Annotated in this window: 21 protein-coding genes and 1 other RNA gene; 16 read left to right on the top strand and 6 right to left on the bottom strand. The window is 43.0% G+C overall.

The features are described 5' to 3' along the window. Positions 1 to 214: 214 nt before the first annotated feature. The 4 genes from ABID99_RS08410 to dinB form a co-directional block, all read right to left on the bottom strand. Entirely contained in the window at positions 215 to 913 is a 699-nt protein-coding gene (locus ABID99_RS08410) for a LytTR family DNA-binding domain-containing protein (RefSeq protein WP_090527111.1), read from the bottom strand. 3 nt (positions 914 to 916) lie between these two features. Then, the gene (locus tag ABID99_RS08405) at positions 917 to 1,960 is read right to left on the bottom strand and encodes a sensor histidine kinase (RefSeq protein ID WP_373613421.1); all 1,044 of its coding nucleotides are present in this window, start codon (positions 1,958 to 1,960) and stop codon (positions 917 to 919) included. Positions 1,961 to 1,969: 9 nt separating this feature from the next. After that, complete coding sequence (locus ABID99_RS08400; RefSeq protein ID WP_176627434.1) at positions 1,970 to 3,193, bottom strand: acyltransferase family protein; 1,224 nt, start codon at positions 3,191 to 3,193, stop codon at positions 1,970 to 1,972. Positions 3,194 to 3,539: 346 nt separating this feature from the next. Continuing rightward, entirely contained in the window at positions 3,540 to 4,724 is a 1,185-nt protein-coding gene (dinB, locus tag ABID99_RS08395; RefSeq protein WP_373613420.1) for a DNA polymerase IV, read from the bottom strand. A gap of 75 nt (positions 4,725 to 4,799) precedes the next feature. Between dinB and ABID99_RS08390 the strand changes: the two genes are divergently transcribed. The 12 genes from ABID99_RS08390 (at position 4,800) to ABID99_RS08335 (ending at position 14,404) form a co-directional block, all read left to right on the top strand. Next, positions 4,800 to 5,420, top strand: coding sequence for a 2'-5' RNA ligase family protein (locus tag ABID99_RS08390; RefSeq protein ID WP_373613419.1), 621 nt, complete (start codon positions 4,800 to 4,802; stop codon positions 5,418 to 5,420). 12 nt (positions 5,421 to 5,432) lie between these two features. Beyond that, a complete protein-coding gene (locus tag ABID99_RS08385; protein ID WP_373613418.1) occupies positions 5,433 to 6,062 on the top strand; it encodes a hypothetical protein in 630 nt (209 codons plus the stop codon). A 44-nt stretch (positions 6,063 to 6,106) separates the two neighbouring features. Further along, positions 6,107 to 6,205, top strand: an RNA gene (gene ffs / locus ABID99_RS08380) — signal recognition particle sRNA small type. Between the two features lie 86 nt (positions 6,206 to 6,291). Further along, on the top strand, positions 6,292 to 7,248 hold the full coding sequence (locus ABID99_RS08375) for a YpdA family putative bacillithiol disulfide reductase (protein ID WP_373613417.1): 957 nt from the start codon (positions 6,292 to 6,294) through the stop codon (positions 7,246 to 7,248). Between the two features lie 432 nt (positions 7,249 to 7,680). Next, on the top strand, positions 7,681 to 8,325 hold the full coding sequence (locus tag ABID99_RS08370) for an N-acetyltransferase (RefSeq protein WP_090527097.1): 645 nt from the start codon (positions 7,681 to 7,683) through the stop codon (positions 8,323 to 8,325). A gap of 42 nt (positions 8,326 to 8,367) precedes the next feature. Next, a complete protein-coding gene (locus tag ABID99_RS08365; protein WP_090527095.1) occupies positions 8,368 to 8,730 on the top strand; it encodes a four helix bundle protein in 363 nt (120 codons plus the stop codon). Positions 8,731 to 8,788: 58 nt separating this feature from the next. After that, positions 8,789 to 10,009: an argininosuccinate synthase gene (gene argG / locus ABID99_RS08360; RefSeq protein ID WP_176627440.1), complete on the top strand. Its 1,221-nt coding sequence runs from the start codon at positions 8,789 to 8,791 to the stop codon at positions 10,007 to 10,009. Positions 10,010 to 10,016: 7 nt separating this feature from the next. Then, on the top strand, positions 10,017 to 10,421 hold the full coding sequence (locus ABID99_RS08355) for a cupin domain-containing protein (RefSeq protein WP_090527651.1): 405 nt from the start codon (positions 10,017 to 10,019) through the stop codon (positions 10,419 to 10,421). A 29-nt stretch (positions 10,422 to 10,450) separates the two neighbouring features. After that, positions 10,451 to 11,488: an N-acetyl-gamma-glutamyl-phosphate reductase gene (gene argC / locus ABID99_RS08350; RefSeq protein WP_373613416.1), complete on the top strand. Its 1,038-nt coding sequence runs from the start codon at positions 10,451 to 10,453 to the stop codon at positions 11,486 to 11,488. Between the two features lie 69 nt (positions 11,489 to 11,557). After that, on the top strand, positions 11,558 to 12,685 hold the full coding sequence (locus ABID99_RS08345; RefSeq protein ID WP_373613415.1) for an aspartate aminotransferase family protein: 1,128 nt from the start codon (positions 11,558 to 11,560) through the stop codon (positions 12,683 to 12,685). Between the two features lie 79 nt (positions 12,686 to 12,764). Beyond that, a complete protein-coding gene (locus ABID99_RS08340) occupies positions 12,765 to 13,712 on the top strand; it encodes an N-acetylornithine carbamoyltransferase (protein ID WP_373613414.1) in 948 nt (315 codons plus the stop codon). Between the two features lie 83 nt (positions 13,713 to 13,795). Beyond that, positions 13,796 to 14,404 (top strand): FMN-binding negative transcriptional regulator, encoded by a 609-nt coding sequence (locus ABID99_RS08335; protein WP_373613413.1) that lies wholly within the window; start codon positions 13,796 to 13,798, stop codon positions 14,402 to 14,404. Between the two features lie 45 nt (positions 14,405 to 14,449). Here ABID99_RS08335 and ABID99_RS08330 read toward each other — a convergent pair whose 3' ends face one another. Together ABID99_RS08330 and ABID99_RS08325 are read right to left on the bottom strand one after the other, a co-directional pair. Beyond that, positions 14,450 to 15,697, bottom strand: coding sequence for a cation:proton antiporter (locus tag ABID99_RS08330; protein ID WP_373613412.1), 1,248 nt, complete (start codon positions 15,695 to 15,697; stop codon positions 14,450 to 14,452). Positions 15,698 to 15,739: 42 nt separating this feature from the next. Further along, positions 15,740 to 17,038, bottom strand: a complete 1,299-nt coding sequence (locus ABID99_RS08325; RefSeq protein WP_373613411.1) for an NAD(P)/FAD-dependent oxidoreductase — start codon at positions 17,036 to 17,038, stop codon at positions 15,740 to 15,742. Positions 17,039 to 17,242: 204 nt separating this feature from the next. On the opposite strand from ABID99_RS08325, the gene argB reads away from it, so the two are divergent. From argB to ABID99_RS08305, 4 genes are all read left to right on the top strand, one after another. Continuing rightward, on the top strand, positions 17,243 to 18,088 hold the full coding sequence (gene argB / locus ABID99_RS08320; RefSeq protein ID WP_176627448.1) for an acetylglutamate kinase: 846 nt from the start codon (positions 17,243 to 17,245) through the stop codon (positions 18,086 to 18,088). After that, positions 18,085 to 18,903 carry a pyrroline-5-carboxylate reductase gene (gene proC, locus ABID99_RS08315; RefSeq protein ID WP_090527080.1) on the top strand — a complete coding sequence of 273 codons (819 nt, stop codon included), beginning with the start codon at positions 18,085 to 18,087 and terminating at the stop codon, positions 18,901 to 18,903. The genes argB and proC overlap by 4 nt, the downstream gene beginning before the upstream one ends. A gap of 193 nt (positions 18,904 to 19,096) precedes the next feature. Further along, complete coding sequence (locus tag ABID99_RS08310) at positions 19,097 to 20,473, top strand: aspartate kinase (protein ID WP_090527078.1); 1,377 nt, start codon at positions 19,097 to 19,099, stop codon at positions 20,471 to 20,473. A 152-nt stretch (positions 20,474 to 20,625) separates the two neighbouring features. Beyond that, on the top strand, positions 20,626 to 23,436 hold the full coding sequence (locus ABID99_RS08305; RefSeq protein WP_373613410.1) for a prolyl oligopeptidase family serine peptidase: 2,811 nt from the start codon (positions 20,626 to 20,628) through the stop codon (positions 23,434 to 23,436). Position 23,437 lies beyond the last annotated feature (1 nt).

The raw sequence follows: 23,437 nt of genomic DNA, 5'->3' as shown, positions 1-23,437 counted from the left end.
AGTTTTATCTATCTGTAAACGATATTCTTCAGGCTTTGATAGTTTCTAAGAAGAATCGAACAAATAAAAATTTCCGCACTATTTTTCCGAATTAACCTAATAACACCAATTTCAAATTTACGCTATTGAAAAATCCGTGTAATTCGATTAATTGGGACAGGTATGAAAAGCAATTCGCATAGAAATTTCTGATCCTACTATTAAAACTTGATTACTATCTGCCCTGATTAATCAACGCATGCATTACCTGGTCTTTGAGCTGCCTGCTGATCGGCACCTCAAATGTGCCTATATGCAGCATATTTCCTTCTATCGATGTGATCTTATTATTTGCAACTATGTATGATTTATGCGTTTGCATGAATTTACGCGGAGGTAGTTTTTCGGCAAAGGCCCGCAGGGTACTGTGGGTTATGATCTTACGCGCCGGGGTATAAACCTCTACATAGTTTTCCATGCCTTTAATGAACAACACTTCGTCAAAAATTATCTTTTCGAGCTTACCATTACTTTTAACAAACAGATAATCAGAAACTTCCGAGCTACTTCTTAAATCAAAATAATCTTTAGCCTTAAAAGCTGCCTTCATAAAACGCTCAAACGAGATAGGTTTAAGGAGATAGTCGAGCACATCCAGGTCAAAACCATCTGTAGCATATTCTTTAAAAGCAGTAGTGAAAATCACTTTTGGCGGATTGGGCAGCGAACGAATAAATTCAACGCCGGTTAAATGCGGCATCTGGATATCCAGGAACAGCAGGTCTATAGGTTGCTGCGCTAACAAGGCGCCTAATTCCATAGCATCCTCACATTGAGCTTTCAAGTCGAAAAAGCCTGCTTTGGTAACATAGCCTTCCAGCCCCTTGCGCGCAAAGGGTTCATCATCGGTAATAATGCAGCTAATTAATGCCATCTTTTATATATTCAATTCAAGTATTGCTGTATAATGATCTTCTACGCGGCCAGCGGTTAGTGTATGTTTATCCGGATAAAGCAATTGTAATCTGCGGCTTAAGTTTTCCAAACCAATACCGCTGTAATTATCGGGGGCTTTCATATTTGCGGGTACATCGTTATAAACTTTAAAAACAAATTTATGGTCAATAATGCGCCCTTCAATGGCTATTTTATATTCACCGCCTATATACTTAAAAGCGTTTTCAACCAGTGGCAGCAAAAGCAGCGGATAGATGAGCTGATCCGTTAAACATCCTTCAAAATTAACATTGAGCTGCATTTTGCTGCTCGCCCTGATCTGCTGCAGCCGGATATAATTTTCAAGATACTCCAGCTCCTGCTTAACGGGCACTTGCTGGTGTTGGTCATAAAGCTGATAGCGCAACAGGCTCGATAATAACTCGGTACTCCTTTTGGCACCGGGCACATCTTCATCCATCTGGAAATAAATAGTATTCAGGGCATTAAATAAAAAATGCGGATGGTATTGGGCTTTTAGAAACTTCAGCTCAGTTTCCAGCTGATCGTTGGTGAGCTTTTCCAGTTGCATCTTATTATTTACATAAGCCTTCAGCCAGGTACTGCTGCGGGCGATGCCATAATAAACAATAGCGTACAAAGTGGGGATCATATTAATATCGGCCACGTCTGCCCAGGGCATCAGCTCATCTATGCCCTGGCTTACGTGCAGGGCCATGACCATCGGAACAAATACAACGTTCACTAATATCAAATTTGCTCCCACCAATATGGCCAACTCGCGCACTACGGCCCGGTAGGATAACTGTACAGTCTGGTGCCTGTCATAGTAAGTAAAAAGCCGTTCAAAAATATAGATTGCCAAATAGCCCACCAATATTGAACAGGCCATTTCAATGCCATTAACATAAAAATCCCTTTCCCAAAAATGCTGACCAATGTCAGTATCATGTAACAGCCTTATGGTAAAATATACCAATAAGCCATACAATGCCGGAAAAATGTACTTCCTGAAAAATTTCATATCAGCAAATTACAAATTTAAGGCAGAAAGGACAGGTTCGGGTTTTGTCTCTACTATCTCCGGGATCGGCACAGTTTTGAGTTTTTCCTTTGGTTTCATACCAAATAAAAACCGGGTTAAAGCGTAAGGGCGTACTAACAAATGATAGGTAAGCACCGTTACAAAAAAGGTAATGCCTACAGTATAAATATATTTTGATAGGATGCTTTCATTTTGCGTTTGCACAATATAATAGGCAATTAATACAATAACGGTTTGGTGCAATATGTAAAACGGATATACCGCCTGGTTTAAATAATTAAGCGCGTTATGAGGCTTATTTAAATAATGTTTGCCATAGCCAACCAGCGCCAACACCCATCCCCAGGCAATGATTGGGCGCAATGCGGTAAAAGCATAGGAGAATGCGATATTTTGAAAAGGCCAGTGAGGATGCAAAGGTTCGATGCCGTTCCAGCGCATTACCTCCCACATCATCAGGCTTAAAAAACCGATGGTTAAGGCAAAACGGCGATTGCGCTCAAGGCTGTCCATCAGTTTAGGCTGCAGGATGCAGATAAAACCTGCCAGGAGGAACAATAGCCAGTAAACAAAGTAACTGCCATCATGGATCAGGTCATTGGTTTCGGGGAGGTCCCAGCTGGTGAAGGTAAACCACAGGATTCCGGGCAGCATCAATAAATAAACCCATTTTCCCCGGGCCAAAATAGCAAGCTTTTGTTTAAAACCATTGCTTTTGGGCGAGATCATCCAGGCAAATAAAGGCGCGAAGATGAGGTCATAAAGAAACAGATAGGCAATAAACCAAAGATGGTGCCAGCTGAAATTGCCTTTGGGATATGGCTGAAAGTTAAATGTACTGGGATAAAAATCCAGGAATGAGCCTTTGTAACCATTGGCCAATCGTTCCATGTAGATCTGCGGCGGCACTATGATGAACATCCCCACCAACAGCGGAATAAAAAGACGGCGGAAACGCAAACCGATGAAATTGAGTGTAGAACGCCGCTGCATCATGTAGTAACTCACGGTACCTGAAATAAAAAAGAGCAGCGGCATGCGAAAAAGGTGCAAAAAATGATTCGATTCCATCATCAGGTTGCTGGTTTCGTGGTTTTTGATGTGCCAGCCATCCTCGGCAACAAAAGGCATTGCCGAATGAAAAAATAACACCCCCAATATGGATAAGATCCTCAGCCAATCGAGGTAGGTTTGACGTTGTGTGGTTTCCATGATTTCTTTTTTTATCAAAAGAAGTCACAACCCATCGCCCCATAAAATTACTTTGACCAATGGTAAAAAACCTTTGACCATTGGTAGAAAACAAGAACATTCCCCACGGCGGCCAGAGGCCGTTTGATAGTTGCCACCCGGCTGGAGCCGAGCGGCGTTCGGAAGATTTTTAATTCCCTCCCTTGGGAGGGGTGTGGCTGGAATGTGTAGTGGCAGGGAGGGGTTTATCCGCCATTTCAAAGGAATAGGCAAAACGATGAAACCCCTCCCTACACCCTCCCAGGGGAGGGAATCGCACAATCCTGCGCTTTTTTAAACAATTAACTCGTCACAAAACAATCAACGGTCAGCCGCGCATAAACGGATTAAAATTCCTTGTACCAATTTCCATTCCGGCAGCCCGGCAGATGGTTTTATCGCCGAACTTGAAATTGATCTGATCCATGGCCTGGTAAAGTTTGATGCGTTCTTCATTATCCTCAAACAGGTTGATCTGGTAACTTCCTGTGCAAAGATCACTCAGCCGTACCCCTATCAACCTGATGGGCCGGTGCTGGTCCCAGGCCATTTTAAGCAGGTTCTTTACACCGGGGATCAGGATATGTTCTGCCGCGGTAAGTGCTATCTTTTGCTGTTGGGTATGGGTTTCAAAATTACCGTATCGCAACTTAATAGCCAGGCATGATGAAAGCTTGTTTTCCCGACGTAATTTGGACGATAGCTCTTCCGTCATGGATACTAAAATAGTTTCAAGTGTGCGGTGATCAGACACATTAGTATGGAAAGTATGCTCGGTGCTGATGGATTTTCTGTCGGAATGCGGAACGATTTCGCTATGATCGATACCATTGGCTTTTTCCCAAAGCGAATGCCCGTATTTACCAAAAACAGTTTCCAGGAAACGGATATTGGTACGTTGCAGATCACCTATTTTTTCGATGCCGTATTGATATAACTTATTGCGGGTACTTTCGCCCAGGCCGGGTATCTTACCAATGTTAAGCGGCGCCAGGAACTTAAGTTCATCTCCATGCTTTACAAACATTTGTCCGTTAGGCTTGGCCTGGTTAGTGGCCATTTTGGCTATCGTTTTGCCCGATGCCATACCGAAGGATATAGGCAGGCCCGTTTCTTTAATCACCTTCTGCCTAAGCTTGGTGGCTTCATGGTAGCAATCAAAAAAGCGGTCCATACCGGTGTAATCAATGTAAAACTCATCAACCGATGTTTTTTGATACAGGGGCACTGTGTCGTGAATGATCTGCGTAACCTCGCGTGAGGCCTCCCCATAGCGTCCGTGCGAACCGCGAATAAGAATGGCATGCGGACAAAGCTTTAAAGCTTGCCGGGTAGGCATAGCCGAATGCACACCAAAAGCCCTCGCCTCATAACTGCAGGAAGCCACAACTCCTCTTTCGGCCGAGCCCCCTATGATCACAGGCTTACCGATCAGTTCAGGATGAAACTTCCGCTCTACCGAAACGAAAAACGAATCAAGATCAATGTGTACAATATGACGTTTAGCTTCCACATAACAAAAATGCTAATATTTTTTGTATTTTGCTAATTTTATTAGCATATTTGACATGTAGAAATTGTGAAGCAAATGAGTATATATGAAGACTACCTGCTGTTATTATCGCCTCCCGACACGGTGAAGCATGAGATTGCGCGTTACAAAAAGGCATCGGCGAGGCTTATTGGCAGTTACAAAAGCATGGATTCGCCTGCTCATATCTCTATACAACACCTGGAGAGACAAAAGCCCTTTATGGCCGATAAAAACCTGGAATTGATGGAACAGGCCCTGAATACCATGCCACCGGTGTTGCTGCATATGGATGGTTTTTATCATTTTACCCACTTGCACAGCCGCATGACCATTTATGCCAACATCCGCGCAACACCCGCTACCGACGAATGGTTTAACACCTTAAAAAAGAAGCTGCGCATTAAAAAGAATCTTATCCCACATATAACGGTTGTGCGTGATATTGCCGAAAAAGATTTCGATACACTTTGGCCGCATTTTAAGCATAAAAAATTGGTGGAGCCATTTTGGGTTAAAGAACTTACCATATTAAAACGGGATACCCTTGATACCTTTGCCAAATGGGATAAGTTTAAGGTTTTTGAATTTAAAAACATGACCGGCCCGGGTTATACCCGTGATGAACTGGAGCTGCTCAAAACCGGCGATCCCGATCAGATCAATTTATTCATTTAAAAAATAATAATCATGGACTACGCATTTTATCATTTTATCCTCCCGATACCTGATCATGTAGATGTTATGATCCGGAAATTAAAAAACGAGGCAAAACGCGTTATCGGCAATTATCCCAGCATGCATGCACGGGCACATATTACTATAAACAATTATCCGCGCAAACCGCTTGATGTGGACGTTCAGGGCTTCTCGTTTTTGAGCCGTAAACTTAGTTTGCTGCCTCCCGTTGTTTTTGAAACAGATGGATTTGATTGCTTTAATGAGAGTAATGACTATAACAAAACCATTTTTGCCAGGCTTAAGCTCACCGAACAAAATAAATATTGGATTAAACTATTGAAGGGTATTGTTGGCGATAGCAGTACCATACCTCATATTACCATAGCAAGGGCCATAACGCCCGAACAATTTAACCTGCTTTGGCCCTATTTTCAAAAAAGGGAAATGAAGGTAAAATTTGTTGTGAACCGGCTTACTATTTTGAAAAATCTGCTGCTGGATCTTGATCAACATGCCAAAACTTATCGCGAATTTGAATTTCGGGGAGATGAAAACGTGTTAACGAAGTACGATAACCTGGCTATAGCAAGGCAAATTAAAAATTATCCATCTAGAAATCAACAGATAAGCCTTTTTTAACATTTTCTTAACCATAAACGCTACCTTTTTCTATATTTGCGCCGGGGTAAGTCTTTTACGGCCAGCTCCTCTTGAACTCCCCCAGGGTGGGAACGCAGCAAGGGTAGAGAGTTGAGCGGCGCGATAAAAGTAGCTTACCCTTTTTTATTTTCTTATTTTTGCCGTACCGGCAAACATGCCCCGAACCTGCGCAGGTTCACAATTTCTTTAATTTCTTAACTGTATATAAATGCTCGATATATTCATTATTGGTGGTGGCCCGATAGGTTTAGCTTGCGGACTTGCCGCACAAAAAGCTGGTTTAAGTTTTGTAATTGTTGAAAAAGGCACACTTGTAAATTCATTATACAACTACCCTGCTACCATGACTTTCTTTTCTACATCCGAGAAGCTGGAAATTGGTGGCGTTCCCTTTGTTACCGTACATAACAAACCTACCCGCAATGATGCTTTGGAGTATTATCGCCGGGTAGCACTTTCAAATAACCTGCCTATTCACCTTTTTGAAGAGGTTACCGAAGTAAAGCCTGAAGATGGCTTCTATACTATCACCACAAAAAAGGCGACATACCAGGCTAAAAAAGTGATCCTTTCAACCGGGTTTTATGATATCGCGGTTAACCTCAATATCCCCGGCGAAAACCTCCCCAAAGTAAAACACTACTACCAGGACCCTCATTATTATACCCTGCAAAAAGTAGTGGTAGTTGGCTCAAGCAATTCGGCTATTGATGTGGCCTTGGAAACCTACCGTAAAGGGGCCGAGGTAACACTGGTGATCCGCGGCAGCGAAGTGAGCAACCGGGTTAAATACTGGGTACGGCCCGACATTATTAACCGAATTAAAGAAGGCAGCATTAAAGCTTACTTTAATTCTAATCTCGAGGCCATTCGTGAAAACGAAGTGGATATCCAGACGCCCGATGGACTGATAACTATCCCTAATGATTTTGTAATGGCAATGACAGGCTATAAACCCAATTTTGAGTTCCTGAAAAGGCTCGGGATTATCCTTTCCGAAGATAAATTCATCCCCCAATACAATCCCGAAACCATGGAAACAAACATGCCAGGTTTATACCTTGCAGGCGTGGTTTGCGGCGGCCTTGATACCCATCTTTGGTTCATCGAAAACTCGCGCATTCACGCTGATATGATCATCAATGATATTGTTGAAAAGAAGTGAATGGTTGATTGGGTTGATTAGGTGAATAGTTATTGCTGTAAATCTGCGAGTTACAACAACAAACCAAACACTCACTCAATAAACTTAATCAACCATTCACCAACCAACAAATAATCACATTTTTTTCTTGTATAAATAAAATTTTATAGCCTAATTTGCAGCAAATTAAAAACACAGTAATTCAACAAAAAAATGAATACACCAAGCTTAAATAAGCCCGCTACAAGAGCAAGTTTTGCTCCGGTTGCTGCTGTCTTGGGTTCAACTGTTTTTTTAAATTGCCCTCTCCGACGAAGGACCTACATGCCACGGGTTTGAATTAATTTTTCTCCTGTCCACACAAAAAGAGTTTTTTAAACGTCTTTTTAAAAAAACCATCTAATTATTTAAGGCTTATAAAGCCAATTAATTTCACGGTAATTATCTATTTAAATGACAATACAAGATTTTGATATTCAGGTTGCTACTGCACAGCATGTAGATTATGCCACTATGATTTGCGATGAGATGGCCGAATCGGCCAAGGCGCGCGGAACTGGTATAGCTACACGCTCGCCCGAATACGTTGCTAATAAAATGCTGGAAGGCAAGGCTGTTATAGCCCTGCATAAAGACGGTACCTGGGCCGGTTTTTGCTATATTGAAACCTGGAGCCATGGCGACTTTGTTGCTAACTCGGGACTTATTGTTAATCCGCAATTCCGCAAGGCGGGATTGGCAAAAGCTATTAAACACCGCATTTTCCAGTTATCGCGTACCAAATACCCTAATGCCAAAATATTTGGGTTAACAACAGGTTTGGCGGTAATGAAGATCAACTCGGAGCTTGGTTACGAGCCGGTTACCTATTCAGAACTAACCCAGGACGAAAACTTTTGGGCCGGCTGCAAAAGCTGCGTAAACTTTGACATTTTAACCAGCAAAAACCGCAAAAACTGCATGTGCACAGCGATGCTGTTCGATCCTGCCGAAAAACAAAAGGAATACGAGGAGAAAATGCAGCGCATTACGCACAAAGCGACTTTGCTTGAGCGTATCGAGAACGCCATAAAGAAACGTATAAAACATGATGTTTAAGGATTAGGTTAAAGGCGAAAGGTTAAAGGTAGCTGCAACATAATGAGAGATTACAAAAAACTTGATGTTTGGAAAAAGGCGCATTTGCTTACAAAGCAAGTGTATGCGGATATACTGCCCATAATGCCCCGTGAAGAACAATTTGCCTTAACTAATCAACTACGTAGATCCACTTATTCTATCCCGTTAAATATAGTTGAGGGATGTGGTAAAAATACAGATAAAGATTTCACTCATTATCTGGATAACGCGTTAGGATCTGCGCATGAAGTAGAATATACCGTTTATCTGATTTATGATCTGGGATTTATTCCAACTGAAATTTACGACAAAACAAACACCTCGATTAACGAAGTGAAAGCGATGTTAATTGGGTTTATTAAATTTTTGAGAAGCGATAATTAATATAAAACGTACAAGGCGAAACCTTTTAGCTTTAACCTTTCGCCTTTAACCTTAAAAAATGAAAAAAGTAGTATTAGCTTATAGCGGAGGTTTAGATACCTCTTTTTGCTGTATTTATTTAACACAGGACCTTGGTTATGAGGTTCACTCGGTTATTGTAAATACCGGCGGTTTTAGCGAGGAAGAGTTAAAAGGCGTCGAGGAACGCGCTTATAAAATGGGCGTTACATCACACCATGTGGTTGATGAAACCGAAAACTTTTACAACACCTGCGTACGCTTTTTAATTTATGGTAACGTATTAAAAAACAACACCTACCCGCTATCTGTAAGCGCCGAGCGCGTAAGCCAGGCTACTGCTATTGCTAACTACGCTAAAGAAATTGGTGCCGAGTTTGTTGCTCACGGCAGCACCGGCGCCGGTAACGACCAGGTGCGTTTTGATATGATCTTCAACATCCTTGTACCTGAAGTAAAGATCATCACCCCTATCCGCGACCTGAAACTAAGCCGCGAAGAAGAGATCGAATACCTGAAAAAACATGGTGTTGATATGAACTTCGAGAAAGCCAAATACTCTATCAACAAAGGGATCTGGGGTACATCAGTAGGTGGTAAAGAAACTTTGACTTCAAATCTTGGCCTGCCAGAAGAAGCATGGCCTACACAGGTAACTGCATCTGAAGTAAAAGACCTTGTACTTACTTTTGAAAAAGGTGAATTGGTAGCTATAGGTGATGAAAAATATGATCACCCAACCAAGGCTATCCAGGCATTACAGGCTATTGCTCAGCCTTATGGCATTGGCAGGGATATTCACGTTGGTGATACCATTATCGGCATTAAAGGCCGTGTAGGTTTTGAGGCCGCCGCTCCTATGGTGATTATCAAAGCTCACCATACTTTAGAGAAACATGTGCTAACCAAATGGCAGCTTTCATGGAAAGATCAGTTATCATCTTTCTATGGCAACTGGCTGCATGAAGGTCAGTTCCATGACCCTATCATGCGCAATATCGAGGCCTTTTTAACCGATACTCAGAAAAACGTTACAGGTAAAGTATTTGTTCAGTTGCACCCATATCGTTTCCAGGTAGTAGGCATTGAATCACCATACGATCTGATGTCGAACAAGTTTGGCAGCTATGGAGAAATGAACAACGCCTGGAGCGGCGAAGACGTTAAAGGGTTCTCCAAAATATTTGGTAACCAGGTAATGATCTATCATAAAGTAAATGCCGCCCCCCAGCCCCCTGAAGGGGGAGCAAATGCTCAATAAAGAAAGAATGGCTAATCCAATCAATGAATCCAACGTTCCGGTTCCCCCTTTAGGGGGCGGAGGGGGCGTATTTTCAAAAGGTGACTGCATAAAGCATTATAACTGGGGCGATGATTGCCACGGATGGACCTTCATTGATACTGAAGCCCTGTCCGTTAAGCAGGAGCTGATGCCGCCAGATACTGCAGAGCAATTGCATTACCACGAAAAAGCCACACAGGTGTTTTTTATTTTGAAAGGAAGGGCTACATTTTCGATAGACGGCGAGGTTACGGTATTGAAGCCCGAACAGGGTATCGAGATCCATCCGGGTCAAAAGCATTTCATCAGCAATAACGACCGGAGCGACCTCGAGTTTATTTTATATTCATATCCATCTACAAATAATGATCGGATAAATTTAGCCCCCTAACCCCCTAAAGGGGAATAATTGTTAAAATTATGACTGAATTTAAAGATAATAATGACGCTACTCTTGCTCCCCCTTCAGGGGGCCGGGGGGCGATACGTGCAGGCATAATTGGCGGAGCAGGGTACACCGGTGGCGAAATGCTCCGAATCCTGATCAACCATCCTAACGTGGAGATTGCTTTTGTTCATAGCAACAGCAACGCGGGTAACTATGTTTACCAGGTACATACCGACCTGTTTGGTGATACCGATCTGAAATTTGCGGCCGAATTATCTACAGATATTGATGTGTTATTCCTTTGCGTTGGTCACGGTGATGCCAAAAAGTTCCTGGAAGCAAACGCTATTCCTGATTCGGTTAAGATCATTGATTTAAGCCAGGATTTCAGGCTTAATCAAAACTCAACTTTAAACGGCAAAAGCTTTGTTTATGGCTTACCAGAATTAAATCGTGAAGCCATAAAAACAGCCTCTAATATTGCTAACCCCGGATGCTTTGCTACCTGTTTGCAATTGGGCCTGCTTCCCTTGGCTTCAAAAGGTTTGCTAAACAACGAAGTACACGTTACTGCTACAACAGGTTCAACTGGTGCAGGTCAAAGCTTGTCACCTACCTCGCATTTTACATGGCGTAATGATAACCTTTCTGTTTACAAAGCATTTAGTCACCAGCATTTAAACGAGATCGGTCAGTCATTGAGGCAGCTACAAGCCGGTTTTGATAAGGCTATCAACTTTATTCCTTACCGTGGCGATTTTACCCGTGGCATTATCGCTTCAATTTATACTGAGAGCGATCTGAGCGAGGAAGAAGCATTAGCACTTTACCAAAGCTACTACGATGGTCATCCGTTTACGCATGTAACCAATCGAAATATTGATTTAAAGCAGATTGTGAATACTAATAAATGCTTTGTGCAGGTAAAAAAACACGACAACAAAATATTCATTATCAGCATAATGGACAATTTACTTAAGGGCGCTTCCGGTCAGGCAGTACAGAACATGAACTTATTGTTCGGGCTGGACGAGCGCGCAGGCTTACGACTTAAGGCGATCGGCTTTTAACGGAGCTGCTCGCCGAATTCTGAAAGTTCTGTTACTAATTAAGTACTAAATTTTTATACCATTTAAGAAATGAAATTATTTGACGTTTATCCTATAAACCCTATTAATATAGTTAGAGGTCAGGGCAGTTTAGTTTATGACGCTCACGATACTGAATACCTTGACATGTATGGTGGCCACGCTGTAATCTCAATTGGTCATACCCATCCGCATTACGTAAAACGTTTAGAAGATCAATTGCATAAACTTGGCTTTTACTCTAACTCTATCGAGATCCCTATTCAAAAAGAGTTAGCGCAAAAGTTAGGTAAAGTTTCGGGTAAGGAAGATTACCAATTATTTCTGTGCAACTCCGGTGCCGAGGCTAATGAGAATGCTTTAAAACTGGCTTCTTTTTATAATGGTAAAAAGAAGGTTATCGCGTTCCGCAAAGCGTTTCACGGCCGCACCTCATTGGCGGTTGCCGTTACGGATAATCCTAAGATCGTTGCGCCTATCAATGAAACTGATAACGTGATCTTTTTGCCATGGGCCGATGAGGCAGCGCTGGAAGAAGCATTCAAAAACAACGAAATCTCTTCAGTAATTATCGAAGGTATTCAGGGTGTTGGTGGTATCCAGGTTGCTCCTGAGGGCTTCCTGCAAAAGATCCGTTCATTGTGCGATGAATATAATGCCGTATTCATTGCCGATTCTGTACAATGCGGTTACGGCCGTACAGGTAAATTCTTCTCGCATGATTTTGCCGGTGTTAATGCTGATATCTACAGCATGGCTAAAGGCATGGGTAATGGTTTCCCTGTGGGAGGTATCATTATTTCGCCTAAAATACAGCCGGCATATGGCATGTTAGGTACTACTTTTGGCGGCAACCACTTAGCTTGCGCCGCAGGTTTAGCCGTTCTTGAAACTATCGAACAGGATAATCTTTTGCAAAATGCCGCCGAGGTTGGCGGCTACTTAATAAAGGAGCTTAACAAGCTGGAGCAGGTTAAGGAGGTTCGTGGTCGTGGTTTAATGATCGGCATTGAATTGCCTGAGGAATTGGCCCATGCGCGTAAAGAATTGCTGAACAAGCACCATATATTTACCGGTGAAGCTAAACCAAATGTGATCAGGTTATTACCTGCTTTGAACTTAACTAAAGCTCATGCCGATAGGTTCCTGGAAGCTTTTGTAAATGTATTGAATCAATAGACGCCCCTCTAAATCTCCCCTAAAGGGGAGACTTAAAAAAAATAGATAACAGAAAACACACCAATTAATTGTAAAGTTCATGAAACTATTCTCTTCTGTTAATGATGTTGCTGATGTTAACGCACTTGTAAAAGAGGCATTGGCGCTTAAGCAGGATCCCTTTGCCCATCAGCAACTTGGTAAAAATAAAACGCTTGCCCTGGTGTTTTTAAACCCAAGTCTGCGTACCCGCATGAGTACGCAAAAAGCTGCTATCAATCTGGGCATGAATGTAATGGTGCTTAATATCGATAAAGAAGGCTGGGCACTTGAACTGCGCGACGGCGTGATCATGGACGGCACCACTGTTGAGCATATCCGTGAAGCCGCAGGCGTTATGGGCCAATACGCTGATATTATTGGCGTTCGTTCGTTCCCTGGCTTAAGGAACCGTGAGGAAGATTATAGTGAGATGATTTTCAACAAGTTTGTTGAATTTTGCAAAGTGCCGGTTGTGAGCCTGGAATCAGCTACCCGCCACCCGCTGCAAAGTTTGGCCGACTTGATCACTATTGAAGAGCTGAAAACAACAGTACGCCCAAAAGTGGTTTTAACCTGGGCGCCGCATATCAAACCTTTGCCGCAGGCTGTTCCTAACTCATTCTCGGAGTGGATGTGCAAGGCGGATGTCGACTTTACTATCGTGCAGCCTAAAGGATATGAGCTTTGTACCGATTTTACCCAGGGTGCAAATATCTCTTATGATCAGGATGAGGCTTTAGCCGGCGCGGATTTCATCTACGTAAAAAACTGGTCGGCGTATGAGCCTTATGGCAATATATTAGGTAAACACGAAGAGTGGATGCTTACTAACAAAAAGCTGGAGCAAACCAACAATGCCAAAGTAATGCATTGCTTACCGGTACGCCGTAACCTGGAGCTCTCTGACGAAATATTAGACGGGCCAAACTCAATTGTGGTACACGAAGCCGGCAACCGTGTTTGGGCCGCGCAAGCTGTGCTCAAACAGATGCTGGAACGTATGTAAGTAATTGTTGTTCATATAAAAGCAAGAATCAAAGCAAATCTGTCTTGGTTCTTGCTTCTTCTCGTCTTAAATCTTTCCTTCCCATGTATACGCCAAAACATTTTCAGTTAACGAATGAGCAGGAAGCAATCAGCTTTATGCAGCGCTATAGCTTTGCAACGATTATAACAGCTACTGATAACGTTCCGTTTGCTACCCATCTTCCCTTCCTGGTAAGCAAACGCGATGACAAAATTGTTTTGTCATCTCATTTCGCTAAAGCAAACCCACAAGCTACGGAGATCATCGGGAAAGATATATTGGTGATATTTACCGAACCACATGCCTATATCTCGCCCAAACATTACGAAAAGGAAACCAACGTACCTACCTGGAATTATATCGCCATACATGCATACGGTAAAGCTACAATCTTACCTGAACGTGGACAAACTGCCGGTTTGTTAGCACAGATGATCAGTAACTACGAGGCTGACTATCTCACGCAATGGAATAACCTGCCTGATGAATACAAGCAACGAATGATGAAAGGGATTGTGGCTTTTGAGATCATCGTTGATGATTTACAGGGCAAACAAAAGCTTAGTCAAAACCGTAGCGAAACGGAGCGGGAAAACATCATCACAGCCTTAAGTGATAGTGGAGATACTATTGAAGCTGAGATTGGTAAATATATGTCGCGCCTAAAATAATCGTTTACCAGGGGTTACGCTACGCTAAACCCCGCGGCAGGGTATTTATTCTTCTATCTTTTTAGAAGCGCTATTAATCATCCTGTTCAATGTTAAACCCTGAACTATTACCGAAAATATTACAATAAAATAGCTTCCCGACAAAATAAGGTGCCTGTATGGCGTATTAGGTAACGACAAAGCCAAAGCTATGGAAATCCCCCCGCGTAAGCCCGCCCAGGTCATGACATTGATATTGTTATAATTTATCTTGAGCGTATGTCTCAAAAACGTAAGTGGCAACATGATACTCAACCAGCGGGCTATTAAAACAGTAACGATAGAGATGCTCCCGGTTATCCAGTAATTATTTACAAAGGGCAGATTGACCAGCTGCAGGCCTATCATCACAAACAAAATCGTATTCAGGATCTCATCAACCAGCTTCCAAAACTTTTCCAGTGCCTCATGCGATTTTTCTTTGTTATCCTGGTTGATGGATTGTCCCCCTGCAAATAAGCCGGCAATGACAACCGATAACGGAAGGGAGAAACCAAGTAATACGGCCAAAACTGATAAGCCCATCACCAGGGCCAGAGAGATCAGCACAATGGTCTGAAAATCTTTAACTGAATGCATCAACCTGTGGGCTATGTAACCCAAAACAGCACCGGCCGCCATCCCGCCGATAATCTCCTTGATGATGAGCATCACCACTTTCGCAAGTTCAATTTTCTCTTCGCCTACCCGGGCTATTTCTAAAATAATCACAAACAGGATCAGCCCAATTCCATCATTAAAAAGGGATTCGCCCGAAATAATGGTTTCAAGATTGGCAGGTAACTTTGAATTACGGATAATGGCTGCAACCGCCACCGGATCGGTGGGTGAAATCAAAGCGCCGAACAACAGACAATAGATCAGCGGCATATGGATATGAAAAAATGGGGCTACATAAAACAACAGGCATCCAAACACCGCAGTCGAAATGATAACCCCCAATGTGCTCAACACAAATACCGGTCGCATTTCTCTCTTCAACTTCCGGCCATCCAGGTTAAATGAGCTTGAAAAAAGCAGAAAACCAAGCAGCACATTCAATACCGCTTTTGAAAAGTTGATATTTTTGGCAAGTGTACCCAGGTAATCCGCTATCGACGAATCAATCTTATCTACAATAAGTATGGTGATAGAAGTAATGGTTGCCAGCAGCACAATGCCGATAGTGCCCGGCAATTTAATAAACCGCGCATTAAGGTACGAGAAAACCGCGCTGACAATAACCAATAAAGCAATTACAACAAACAGATCCATAAATACTTACAAGTAAGGATTCAAAAGGATTATTGTTTGTTTTTATCTCGATTCGGGATCCGTCATTCGGGTTTCGGTATCAAAATAGCGTACGATGAGTCGGTTGTCGCTATTTTTGGTAAAATAGTTGATGGCCCAGCTAAAAAATATGATACCCTTATTGGTAAAGCCTGCCAGCGACATGATGTGTACAAATCCCCACACCAGCCAGGCAAAAAATCCCTGGAAATGAATTTCCCCCAAGTCGGCCACCGCTTTATTTCGGCCTATGGTTGCAAGCGAACCTTTATCCCTGTATTTAAAGGGGACCAACGGTTTACGGTCGAACATTCGGTAAACGTTCTCACCCAGATTTTGTCCCTGCTGGATAGCTACCGGGGCAACACCCGGATGCCCGTTTGGATATTCATCGGTGATCATAGCGGCAACATCACCTATAGCATAAATATTTTCGTAGCCCTTTACCTTGTTAAATTCATCAACCAGGATGCGGTTACCCCGGGCTATATTATCGGCAGAAATACCTTCAGGAAATTCCCCCTTTACTCCTGCCGCCCAAAGTACATTACGGGTTAACAGCGATGTGCCATTATCTATCTTCAGTTCATAGCCATTATAGCTTTCCACGTGTGCGCTGTTATAAATGGTTACGTCCATATCCTGCAAAAACTTTTTGGCCTTGGCCCTCGCCCCCGACGAAAACGCGGCCAGCAGCTCCGCTTTACCCTCAACAAGGTAAACACTCATGCTGTGTTTACGCAAACCATGATAATCCTTCATTAATATCAACTCGCGCATTTCGGCAAGTGCACCGGATAGTTCCACACCGGTTGGCCCTCCTCCTACAACCACAAAGGTCATTAGCGCCGCTTTTTCTTCCGGGTCTTTAGATACGAGCGACATTTCGAGGTTTTGCAGGATCAGGCTTCTTAAATTTAAGGCCTCCGGGATATTCTTCATCGGCATAGCAAAATGCTCTATCTCTTTGTTACCAAAAAAGTTGGTATTGGAGCCGGTAGCTATAGCAAGGTAATCGTAATAAATGGTACCGATGTCAGTATCAAGCGTATTAGTTTCGGGATTGATCTTTTGCACCTCAGCAAGCGCGAAGCGAAAATTCTTTTGCCGCGTAAAGATCCGTCGCAATGGAAAGCCAATTGAATCGGCAGCTATGGAGCCCCCTGCCACCTGGTACAACAAAGGCTGAAACGTGTGATAATTATGCTTATCAATCATCAGTACATCAACGGGCGCATCTTTTAGTTTTTTAGCTAAATGGATCCCGCCAAATCCTCCTCCTATTATTGCCACCCGCGGCCTGGTATTCTTTTTTTGCTCCATAGATAGTTATAAGCAAGGATAATGCCTTAAAGTTTTCCAATATTACTAATTCTTTCATAATCAAATTGTAAACTTAAACTGCAGATCCAATTATTCATTTTTAAATCAATTTTTGAAAAAACACACTATATTTTCGTAATTTTAACAGTTTTCCGCTTAAAAAAGTGGAAATTTGGCACTAAAAGAGTTATATTAACAGCTGGAATGAATAAAATTGATACAGATCATATCAAAACGGGTAAATTACCATCAAATAAGAGCCTTTATATAATCAAAATAGGTGGAAACGTTATTGATAACTCTGAAAACCTATATCATTTTTTAAAGGACTTTGAAGCGCTCGACGGCCTGAAGATCCTGGTACATGGCGGTGGAAAAGTGGCCACACAAATGGCCGAAGATTTAGGTATTGAATCGAAAATGGTTGATGGCAGGCGCATCACCGATATTGAAACGCTGAGAGTGGTCACCATGGTTTACGGAGGCCTCATCAATAAAAATATTGTAGCCCAGTTGCAGCGTTTTGGCAACAACGCCATAGGCCTCACCGGTGCCGATGGCAACTTTATTAAAGCGGTTAAACGGCCGGTAAAAACTATTGACTATGGTTTTGTGGGCGATATTGTTGAAGACTCTATCAACCCCGAAAATATAAGCCGGTTGATGGAAGCAGGCTTTACCCCCGTTTTCTGTGCTATAACGCATGATGGCGAAGGGCAGCTGCTAAATACCAATGCAGATACCATTGCTTCGGCACTGGCGGTATCGTTATCGGGATTATATGAAACCACCCTCATATATTGCTTTGAAAAAAAGGGCGTGCTAAAGGATATTAATGACGAAGAATCGCTGATTAGGGAAATTAACCCGCAGCACTACGAGGAACTAAAAGTGGAAAGGATAATACACAGTGGTATGCTACCTAAACTTGACAACGCTTTTACCGCAATTGCTTGTGGTGTAAAGGCAGTAATTATTGGCAAATCAGATGATTTGGGCCAATTGAAAGATAACAAACCATTTGGAACACGTTTAACAAAAAGCGCATGAACGCACAACAGCACATTTCAATATTAGGCTCCGGTAACATAGGGCTGTCATTAGCCAAAGGTTTAGTTAAAAAGGGTATTTGCAAACCCCAGCAAATATCATTAACCCGTCGTAACGTAGCTGCGCTGGCCCAATATGCCGAGCAGGGGTACCATGTGTCAGACAATAACCTGCGTGCCGTGCGCAAAGCCGATATTATTGTGCTGGCCGTACTGCCGCAACAACTCAATAAACTGTTAGACGAGATCAAACCTTCGTTAAAGCCGGATAAGCAATTATTGATCTCAGTTATCTCGGGCGTTAGCTGTGCCGATATCCGCCAGCACCTTGACCTCAATGTACAGGTGATCAGGGCAATGCCGAACACCGCGATTGCGATAGGCCACTCCATGACCTGTATCGCTACAGATAACGGCACCAATAAAAATATCAACATGACCAAATCATTGTTTGATACGGTTGGTGTAACTATCCAGATCAATGAAGAATTGATGACCTCAGCCACAGCGCTTTGTGCCTGTGGTATCGCTTTCTTTTTAAGGTCGATCCGCGCTGCTTCACAAGGCGGAACGGAGATTGGTTTTCACGCGCATGACGCTTTAAAGATGGCAGCCCAAACCGCTAAAGGTGCGGCCGACCTGCTATTACAACTGGCATCGCACCCTGAACAGGAAATAGATAAGGTAACTTCGCCAAGCGGCTGTACCATTGCCGGCTTAAATGAAATGGAGCACCACGGTTTCAGCTCAGCCATGATCAAGGGCATTCGTTTATCTGCCGAAAAAGCAGGTGATTTGTATAAAAAGGATAGTTAATTAAGCGAAAAGCTTAAGGCCGAAGGCTCAAAGCTTTTAATCATTATATTTCAATCGTTTTGATAGCGTATATCAAAATGAGTTATTTTTAAAAAAGCAGTTCAGATACAAGCTATTTACATTCAACCAATTAATAAATAGCTACAACAATTGGTATGGTTATGGTATTTGACTGTCGATCTTTCAATATAAAATGTTAACAGTAGAAAAAATTGGCGGTACATCCATGACCGCTTTGGGTGATGTTATTAAAAACATTATCCTGTTTGAACGCAGCGGGGAACAACTTTACAACCGCATATTTGTAGTATCGGCATTTTCAGGGGTAACCAACCTCCTGCTCGAAAACAAAAAGACAGGCGCGCCGGGCGTATATCACAAGCTTGCCAATTATAAGGACTTCCATACGCCGTTAAAACAATTAATTACGCGTTTAAAGCAGATCAATAAAACTTATGAAGGCCTTGGTTTGAACATAGCCGAAGCCGATAGGTACATTGAAACAAGGATCAACGATGCTCAAACCTATCTGGAGAACCTGGCTAATATTCTGGCATCAGGGTATGTAGGTAAAGAAGGCATTTTACAGGCCGCGAGAGAGATCCTGGCCTCAATAGGTGAAAGCCACTCGGCTTTTAACTTTACCAATATCCTGCAAAATATGGGTATCAATGCTACTTTGGTGGACCTGAGCGGTTTTCATGACCACCGTGCATTAACCATTGATCAACGCATTAAGAAAGACCTTGCCCATATTGATTTTTCAAAAACCATTACCGTTGTTACCGGCTACGCCAAAGGCACGGAAGGTATTATGCGCGAGTTCGACCGCGGCTATTCGGAAGTTACCTTCAGTAAAATTGCCGTTGCTGTACAGCCACAGGAAGCCATCATCCACAAAGAATACCACCTTTGTACCGCCGATCCTCAATTGGTTGGCGTTGAAAACTGTTTCCCGGTGGGTAATACCAACTATGATGTTGCCGATCAGTTAGCCGACGTGGGCATGGAAGCTATCCACCCAAAAGCATCAAAACCGCTGGAAATAAATGATATCGACCTGCGGATCAAAAACACCTTTCAACCGGAACACCCGGGTACGCTTATCACCCGCGAATATATTTGCGATAAAAAGCGTGTTGAGGTTATCACCGGCACCGATAAGGTGATCATGATCGATATTTATGACCCATCAATGGTTGGTAATGTAGGTACCGATTTTCATATCATGCAGTTGTTTTACAAGTTTGGCGTTAGCTATAGCTTCAAGGCCACCAGCGCTAACAGCATTTCTATAGTGATATGGGAGAAGGACTACAATAAAAAACTGATTGGCGAACTGGAAGACAATTACGAAAAAGTTGCTGTTGAAAAAATGGCGATGGTTTGCCTGATAGGTTCCAACATGGATCAGCCGGGCTTACTGGCCAAATCCGCAACAGCACTGGCCCAAAAAGGGATCAATATCAAAAGCTGTGGCTTTGCACTAAGAATGGTCAATATCCAGTTTTTGATAGCCCGCGAAGATTTCGATGAGGCGATCCGCGCTTTGAATAAAGCAATGTGCTAAGGGAGGCAAAAGGCGAAAGGTAAAAGGATAAAGGTTTTTTGTTTTCTACTTAACCTAATGCCTTTCACCTTTTACATCAATTGTAACTTTACAGTAACTAATTTCTTTTAACCATAAGTTTTCAGCATATTTAGGTTTGACATCTTTCCTGTATGCGTAAACTTTTACTATCAGCCTGCCTGTTATTAGCTATTGGGTTTCATGTATCTGCTCAAAAAAAAGCTAAAAAACCTTTAGATCATACTGTGTTTGATGGATGGCAAAGTATAACAGGCCAACGCATCAGCAATGATGGTAAATGGATAGGTTACGTCATAAAGCCGCAGCAGGGCGATGCCGAACTGATTATAAAAGACGCCAAGAACGCTACTTTGGTAAAAATTCCAAGAGCTGACACAATTAAGATAAGCAGCGATTCAAAATTTGCTGTATGCCTTATCCGGCCGTTTTATAAGGATACCAGGCAGGCCAAAATAAAGAAGAAAAAGCAGGCGGATTTCCCTAAAGATACTTTAGGCATAATTACTTTAGGATCATCATCCGTAAGCAAAGTCCCGGCCATCCGTTCATTTAAAATAGCCGAAGATGCAGCTGTTATAGCCTACCTGGCAACAGCCGATACGCTTAAAAAACCAGCATCAAACGATACCTCAAAAAAAGCGGTAGCTGCAACTGTTGCCCCGCCTACGCATGAAGGTGCAGACTTAACAGTTAGAAAGTTAAAAACCGCCGCCGAACGCTCTTTTAAATATGTTACAGAATACCAGGTCAGTAAAAATGGAAAATGGATTGCGTTTGCTGTAACAGCGCCGGCCAAACAAAAAGAGACTGTATCTGGTCTATATCTATTTGATTTGGAAAAAAACGCGGTTAAACAATTAAGCACCGGCAGGGGTAATTACCGTAACATCAGCATTGATGATGCCGGACGTCAGGTAGCTTTTACTGCCGAAAAAAATCCGGAAAAGGCATTGGTAAAACCATTTAAGCTTTATTACTACAACACTGCAAAAGATAGCGCGGAAGTTATTGCCGCTGTCGGATCTGCAGGCATACCCAATAACTGGGCGGTAAGCGGCGATGGCAAAGTAAGCTTTAGCAAAAGCGGCAATAGCCTTTTCTTTGGCACTGCACCTATCCCCAAACCTGCCGATACCACCCTTGCTGATTTTGAGGTAGCCAAGCTGGATATCTGGAACTACAAAGATGATTACCTGCAGCCCCAGCAGCTCAAAAACCTGCAAACCGAGTTGAAGCGTAGCTATCCTGCAGTGATAAAACCTGAAGAAACGAATGCCAAAATTATTCAATTAGGTAGCAAGGCCATTCCCGAAATATTAACTGCCGAAAATAGAGATGCCCGCTATGTTTTAGGGCTTACAGATACCGGCGCCCGCGTATCGGCCCAGTGGGAAGGCAGTACCAGGCAACAAGCCATTTTAATTGATACCCGGAGCGGCAATCACAGGTTTATTAATGCCTCTTTGGGCCGTTATTATATCTCTCCGCAGGGCAATTATGTACTATGGTTTGATGCTAAAGATCAGGCATGGTACTGCTATACCATAGCAACGGGGCAAAAAATAAACCTGAGCAAAGCAACCGGCACCAAAACGGGCGACGAACTGAACGATGTGCCCGGCTATCCTTCAGCTTACGGTGTGGCAGGCTGGACGGCTGGCGACAAGGCCGTATTTATTTACGACAGGTATGATATTTGGCGTTTTGACCCGGCAACGGGCGACGCGTTTAACTTCACCAAAGGCATCGGGCGCAAAAACAAACTGATCATGAGGTATGATCAAACCGATCCGGAGCAAAAATTCATCCCCCTGAAAGAGCCAATGTGGCTGTTAACTCAAAACGAAGACACCAGGCAATGGGGATATTTCAGGAAGTTTCCTGAGACTAACAATCTGCCCGAAAAAGTGGTCATGGCCCCCATGAGTTATGATAACCTGCTGAAAGCTAAAAATGCCGATGCTTACATCTACACCAAGGCAAGCTATAAACAGTCGCCTGATTTGTACTTTTCATCTGATTTGAAGAAAGAGATCAAGCTGAGCAACATCAACATACAACAAAATGAATATAACTGGGGCACTGCCGAGCTTGTGAGGTGGACGACACCTAAAGGCTATCAGTCGCAAGGGATCCTGTATAAACCGGAAGATTTTGACCCGGCCAAAAAGTACCCGATGATAGTTTATTTTTATGAGAAACTTTCTGACGGGCTTTATAATTACATTGCTCCGGCTCCCACTCCTTCCCGCCTGCCTATCTCATTTTTTGCGAGCAACGGCTATCTTGTGTTCGCACCTGATATCAGCTATCAAACCGGTCATCCGGGGGCATCAGCGGTCGAGTTTGTAAATTCGGGTGTTGAAGCCTTAAAGAAAAACACATGGGTTGATGCTGCACATATTGGCTTACAGGGCCAAAGCTGGGGCGGTTACCAGGTGGCTTACCTCATTACCCAAACCAATATGTACGCGGCAGCCTGGGCGGGGGCGCCGGTAGCTAACATGACTTCCGCCTATGGCGGTATCCGCTGGGAATCTGGCCTGAACAGGCAATTTCAATACGAAAAATCACAAAGCCGCATTGGTGCCACGCTTTGGGAAAAGCCCGAGCTGTATATCGAAAACTCGCCCTTGTTCCAGTTGCCCAAAGTAAAAACACCGGTAACGATCATGAGCAATGACGCCGACGGCGCTGTGCCATGGTACCAGGGGATTGAAATGTTTACAGCTTTACGCCGTTTAGGTAAACCTGTTTGGTTACTGCAATACAATGGCGAGGCTCATAACCTGGTACTGCGCCAAAACCGCAAAGATATTACTATACGTGAGCAGCAATTCTTCGATCACTTTTTAAAAGGCGCGCCAATGCCGGTTTGGATGGATAAGGGAGTACCTGCGGTTGATAAAGGGAAAGACTGGGGCCTGGAGCTGGAAAAATAAA

It is taken from the genome of Mucilaginibacter sp. OAE612 (assembly GCF_041806395.1).
In the GTDB taxonomy this organism is placed as follows: domain Bacteria; phylum Bacteroidota; class Bacteroidia; order Sphingobacteriales; family Sphingobacteriaceae; genus Mucilaginibacter; species Mucilaginibacter rubeus.
This window is presented reverse-complemented; position numbering and strand designations above follow the sequence as displayed.

Excerpts from the sequence above, each read along its gene's own strand:
- proC (WP_090527080.1), top strand. The coding sequence starts at position 18,085 with ATGAACGCACAACAGCACATTTCAATATTAGGCTCCGGTAACATAGGG.
- ABID99_RS08385 (WP_373613418.1), top strand. The coding sequence starts at position 5,433 with ATGGACTACGCATTTTATCATTTTATCCTCCCGATACCTGATCATGTA.
- ABID99_RS08335 (WP_373613413.1), top strand. The coding sequence starts at position 13,796 with ATGTATACGCCAAAACATTTTCAGTTAACGAATGAGCAGGAAGCAATC.
- ABID99_RS08375 (WP_373613417.1), top strand. The coding sequence starts at position 6,292 with ATGCTCGATATATTCATTATTGGTGGTGGCCCGATAGGTTTAGCTTGC.
- ABID99_RS08340 (WP_373613414.1), top strand. The coding sequence starts at position 12,765 with ATGAAACTATTCTCTTCTGTTAATGATGTTGCTGATGTTAACGCACTT.
- ABID99_RS08355 (WP_090527651.1), top strand. The coding sequence starts at position 10,017 with ATGGCTAATCCAATCAATGAATCCAACGTTCCGGTTCCCCCTTTAGGG.
- ABID99_RS08330 (WP_373613412.1), bottom strand. The coding sequence starts at position 15,697 with ATGGATCTGTTTGTTGTAATTGCTTTATTGGTTATTGTCAGCGCGGTT.
- argC (WP_373613416.1), top strand. The coding sequence starts at position 10,451 with ATGACTGAATTTAAAGATAATAATGACGCTACTCTTGCTCCCCCTTCA.
- argG (WP_176627440.1), top strand. The coding sequence starts at position 8,789 with ATGAAAAAAGTAGTATTAGCTTATAGCGGAGGTTTAGATACCTCTTTT.
- ABID99_RS08405 (WP_373613421.1), bottom strand. The coding sequence starts at position 1,960 with ATGAAATTTTTCAGGAAGTACATTTTTCCGGCATTGTATGGCTTATTG.
- ABID99_RS08305 (WP_373613410.1), top strand. The coding sequence starts at position 20,626 with ATGCGTAAACTTTTACTATCAGCCTGCCTGTTATTAGCTATTGGGTTT.
- ABID99_RS08400 (WP_176627434.1), bottom strand. The coding sequence starts at position 3,193 with ATGGAAACCACACAACGTCAAACCTACCTCGATTGGCTGAGGATCTTA.
- ABID99_RS08370 (WP_090527097.1), top strand. The coding sequence starts at position 7,681 with ATGACAATACAAGATTTTGATATTCAGGTTGCTACTGCACAGCATGTA.
- ABID99_RS08365 (WP_090527095.1), top strand. The coding sequence starts at position 8,368 with ATGAGAGATTACAAAAAACTTGATGTTTGGAAAAAGGCGCATTTGCTT.
- ABID99_RS08310 (WP_090527078.1), top strand. The coding sequence starts at position 19,097 with ATGTTAACAGTAGAAAAAATTGGCGGTACATCCATGACCGCTTTGGGT.
- ABID99_RS08390 (WP_373613419.1), top strand. The coding sequence starts at position 4,800 with ATGAGTATATATGAAGACTACCTGCTGTTATTATCGCCTCCCGACACG.
- ABID99_RS08325 (WP_373613411.1), bottom strand. The coding sequence starts at position 17,038 with ATGGAGCAAAAAAAGAATACCAGGCCGCGGGTGGCAATAATAGGAGGA.
- argB (WP_176627448.1), top strand. The coding sequence starts at position 17,243 with ATGAATAAAATTGATACAGATCATATCAAAACGGGTAAATTACCATCA.
- ABID99_RS08410 (WP_090527111.1), bottom strand. The coding sequence starts at position 913 with ATGGCATTAATTAGCTGCATTATTACCGATGATGAACCCTTTGCGCGC.
- ABID99_RS08345 (WP_373613415.1), top strand. The coding sequence starts at position 11,558 with ATGAAATTATTTGACGTTTATCCTATAAACCCTATTAATATAGTTAGA.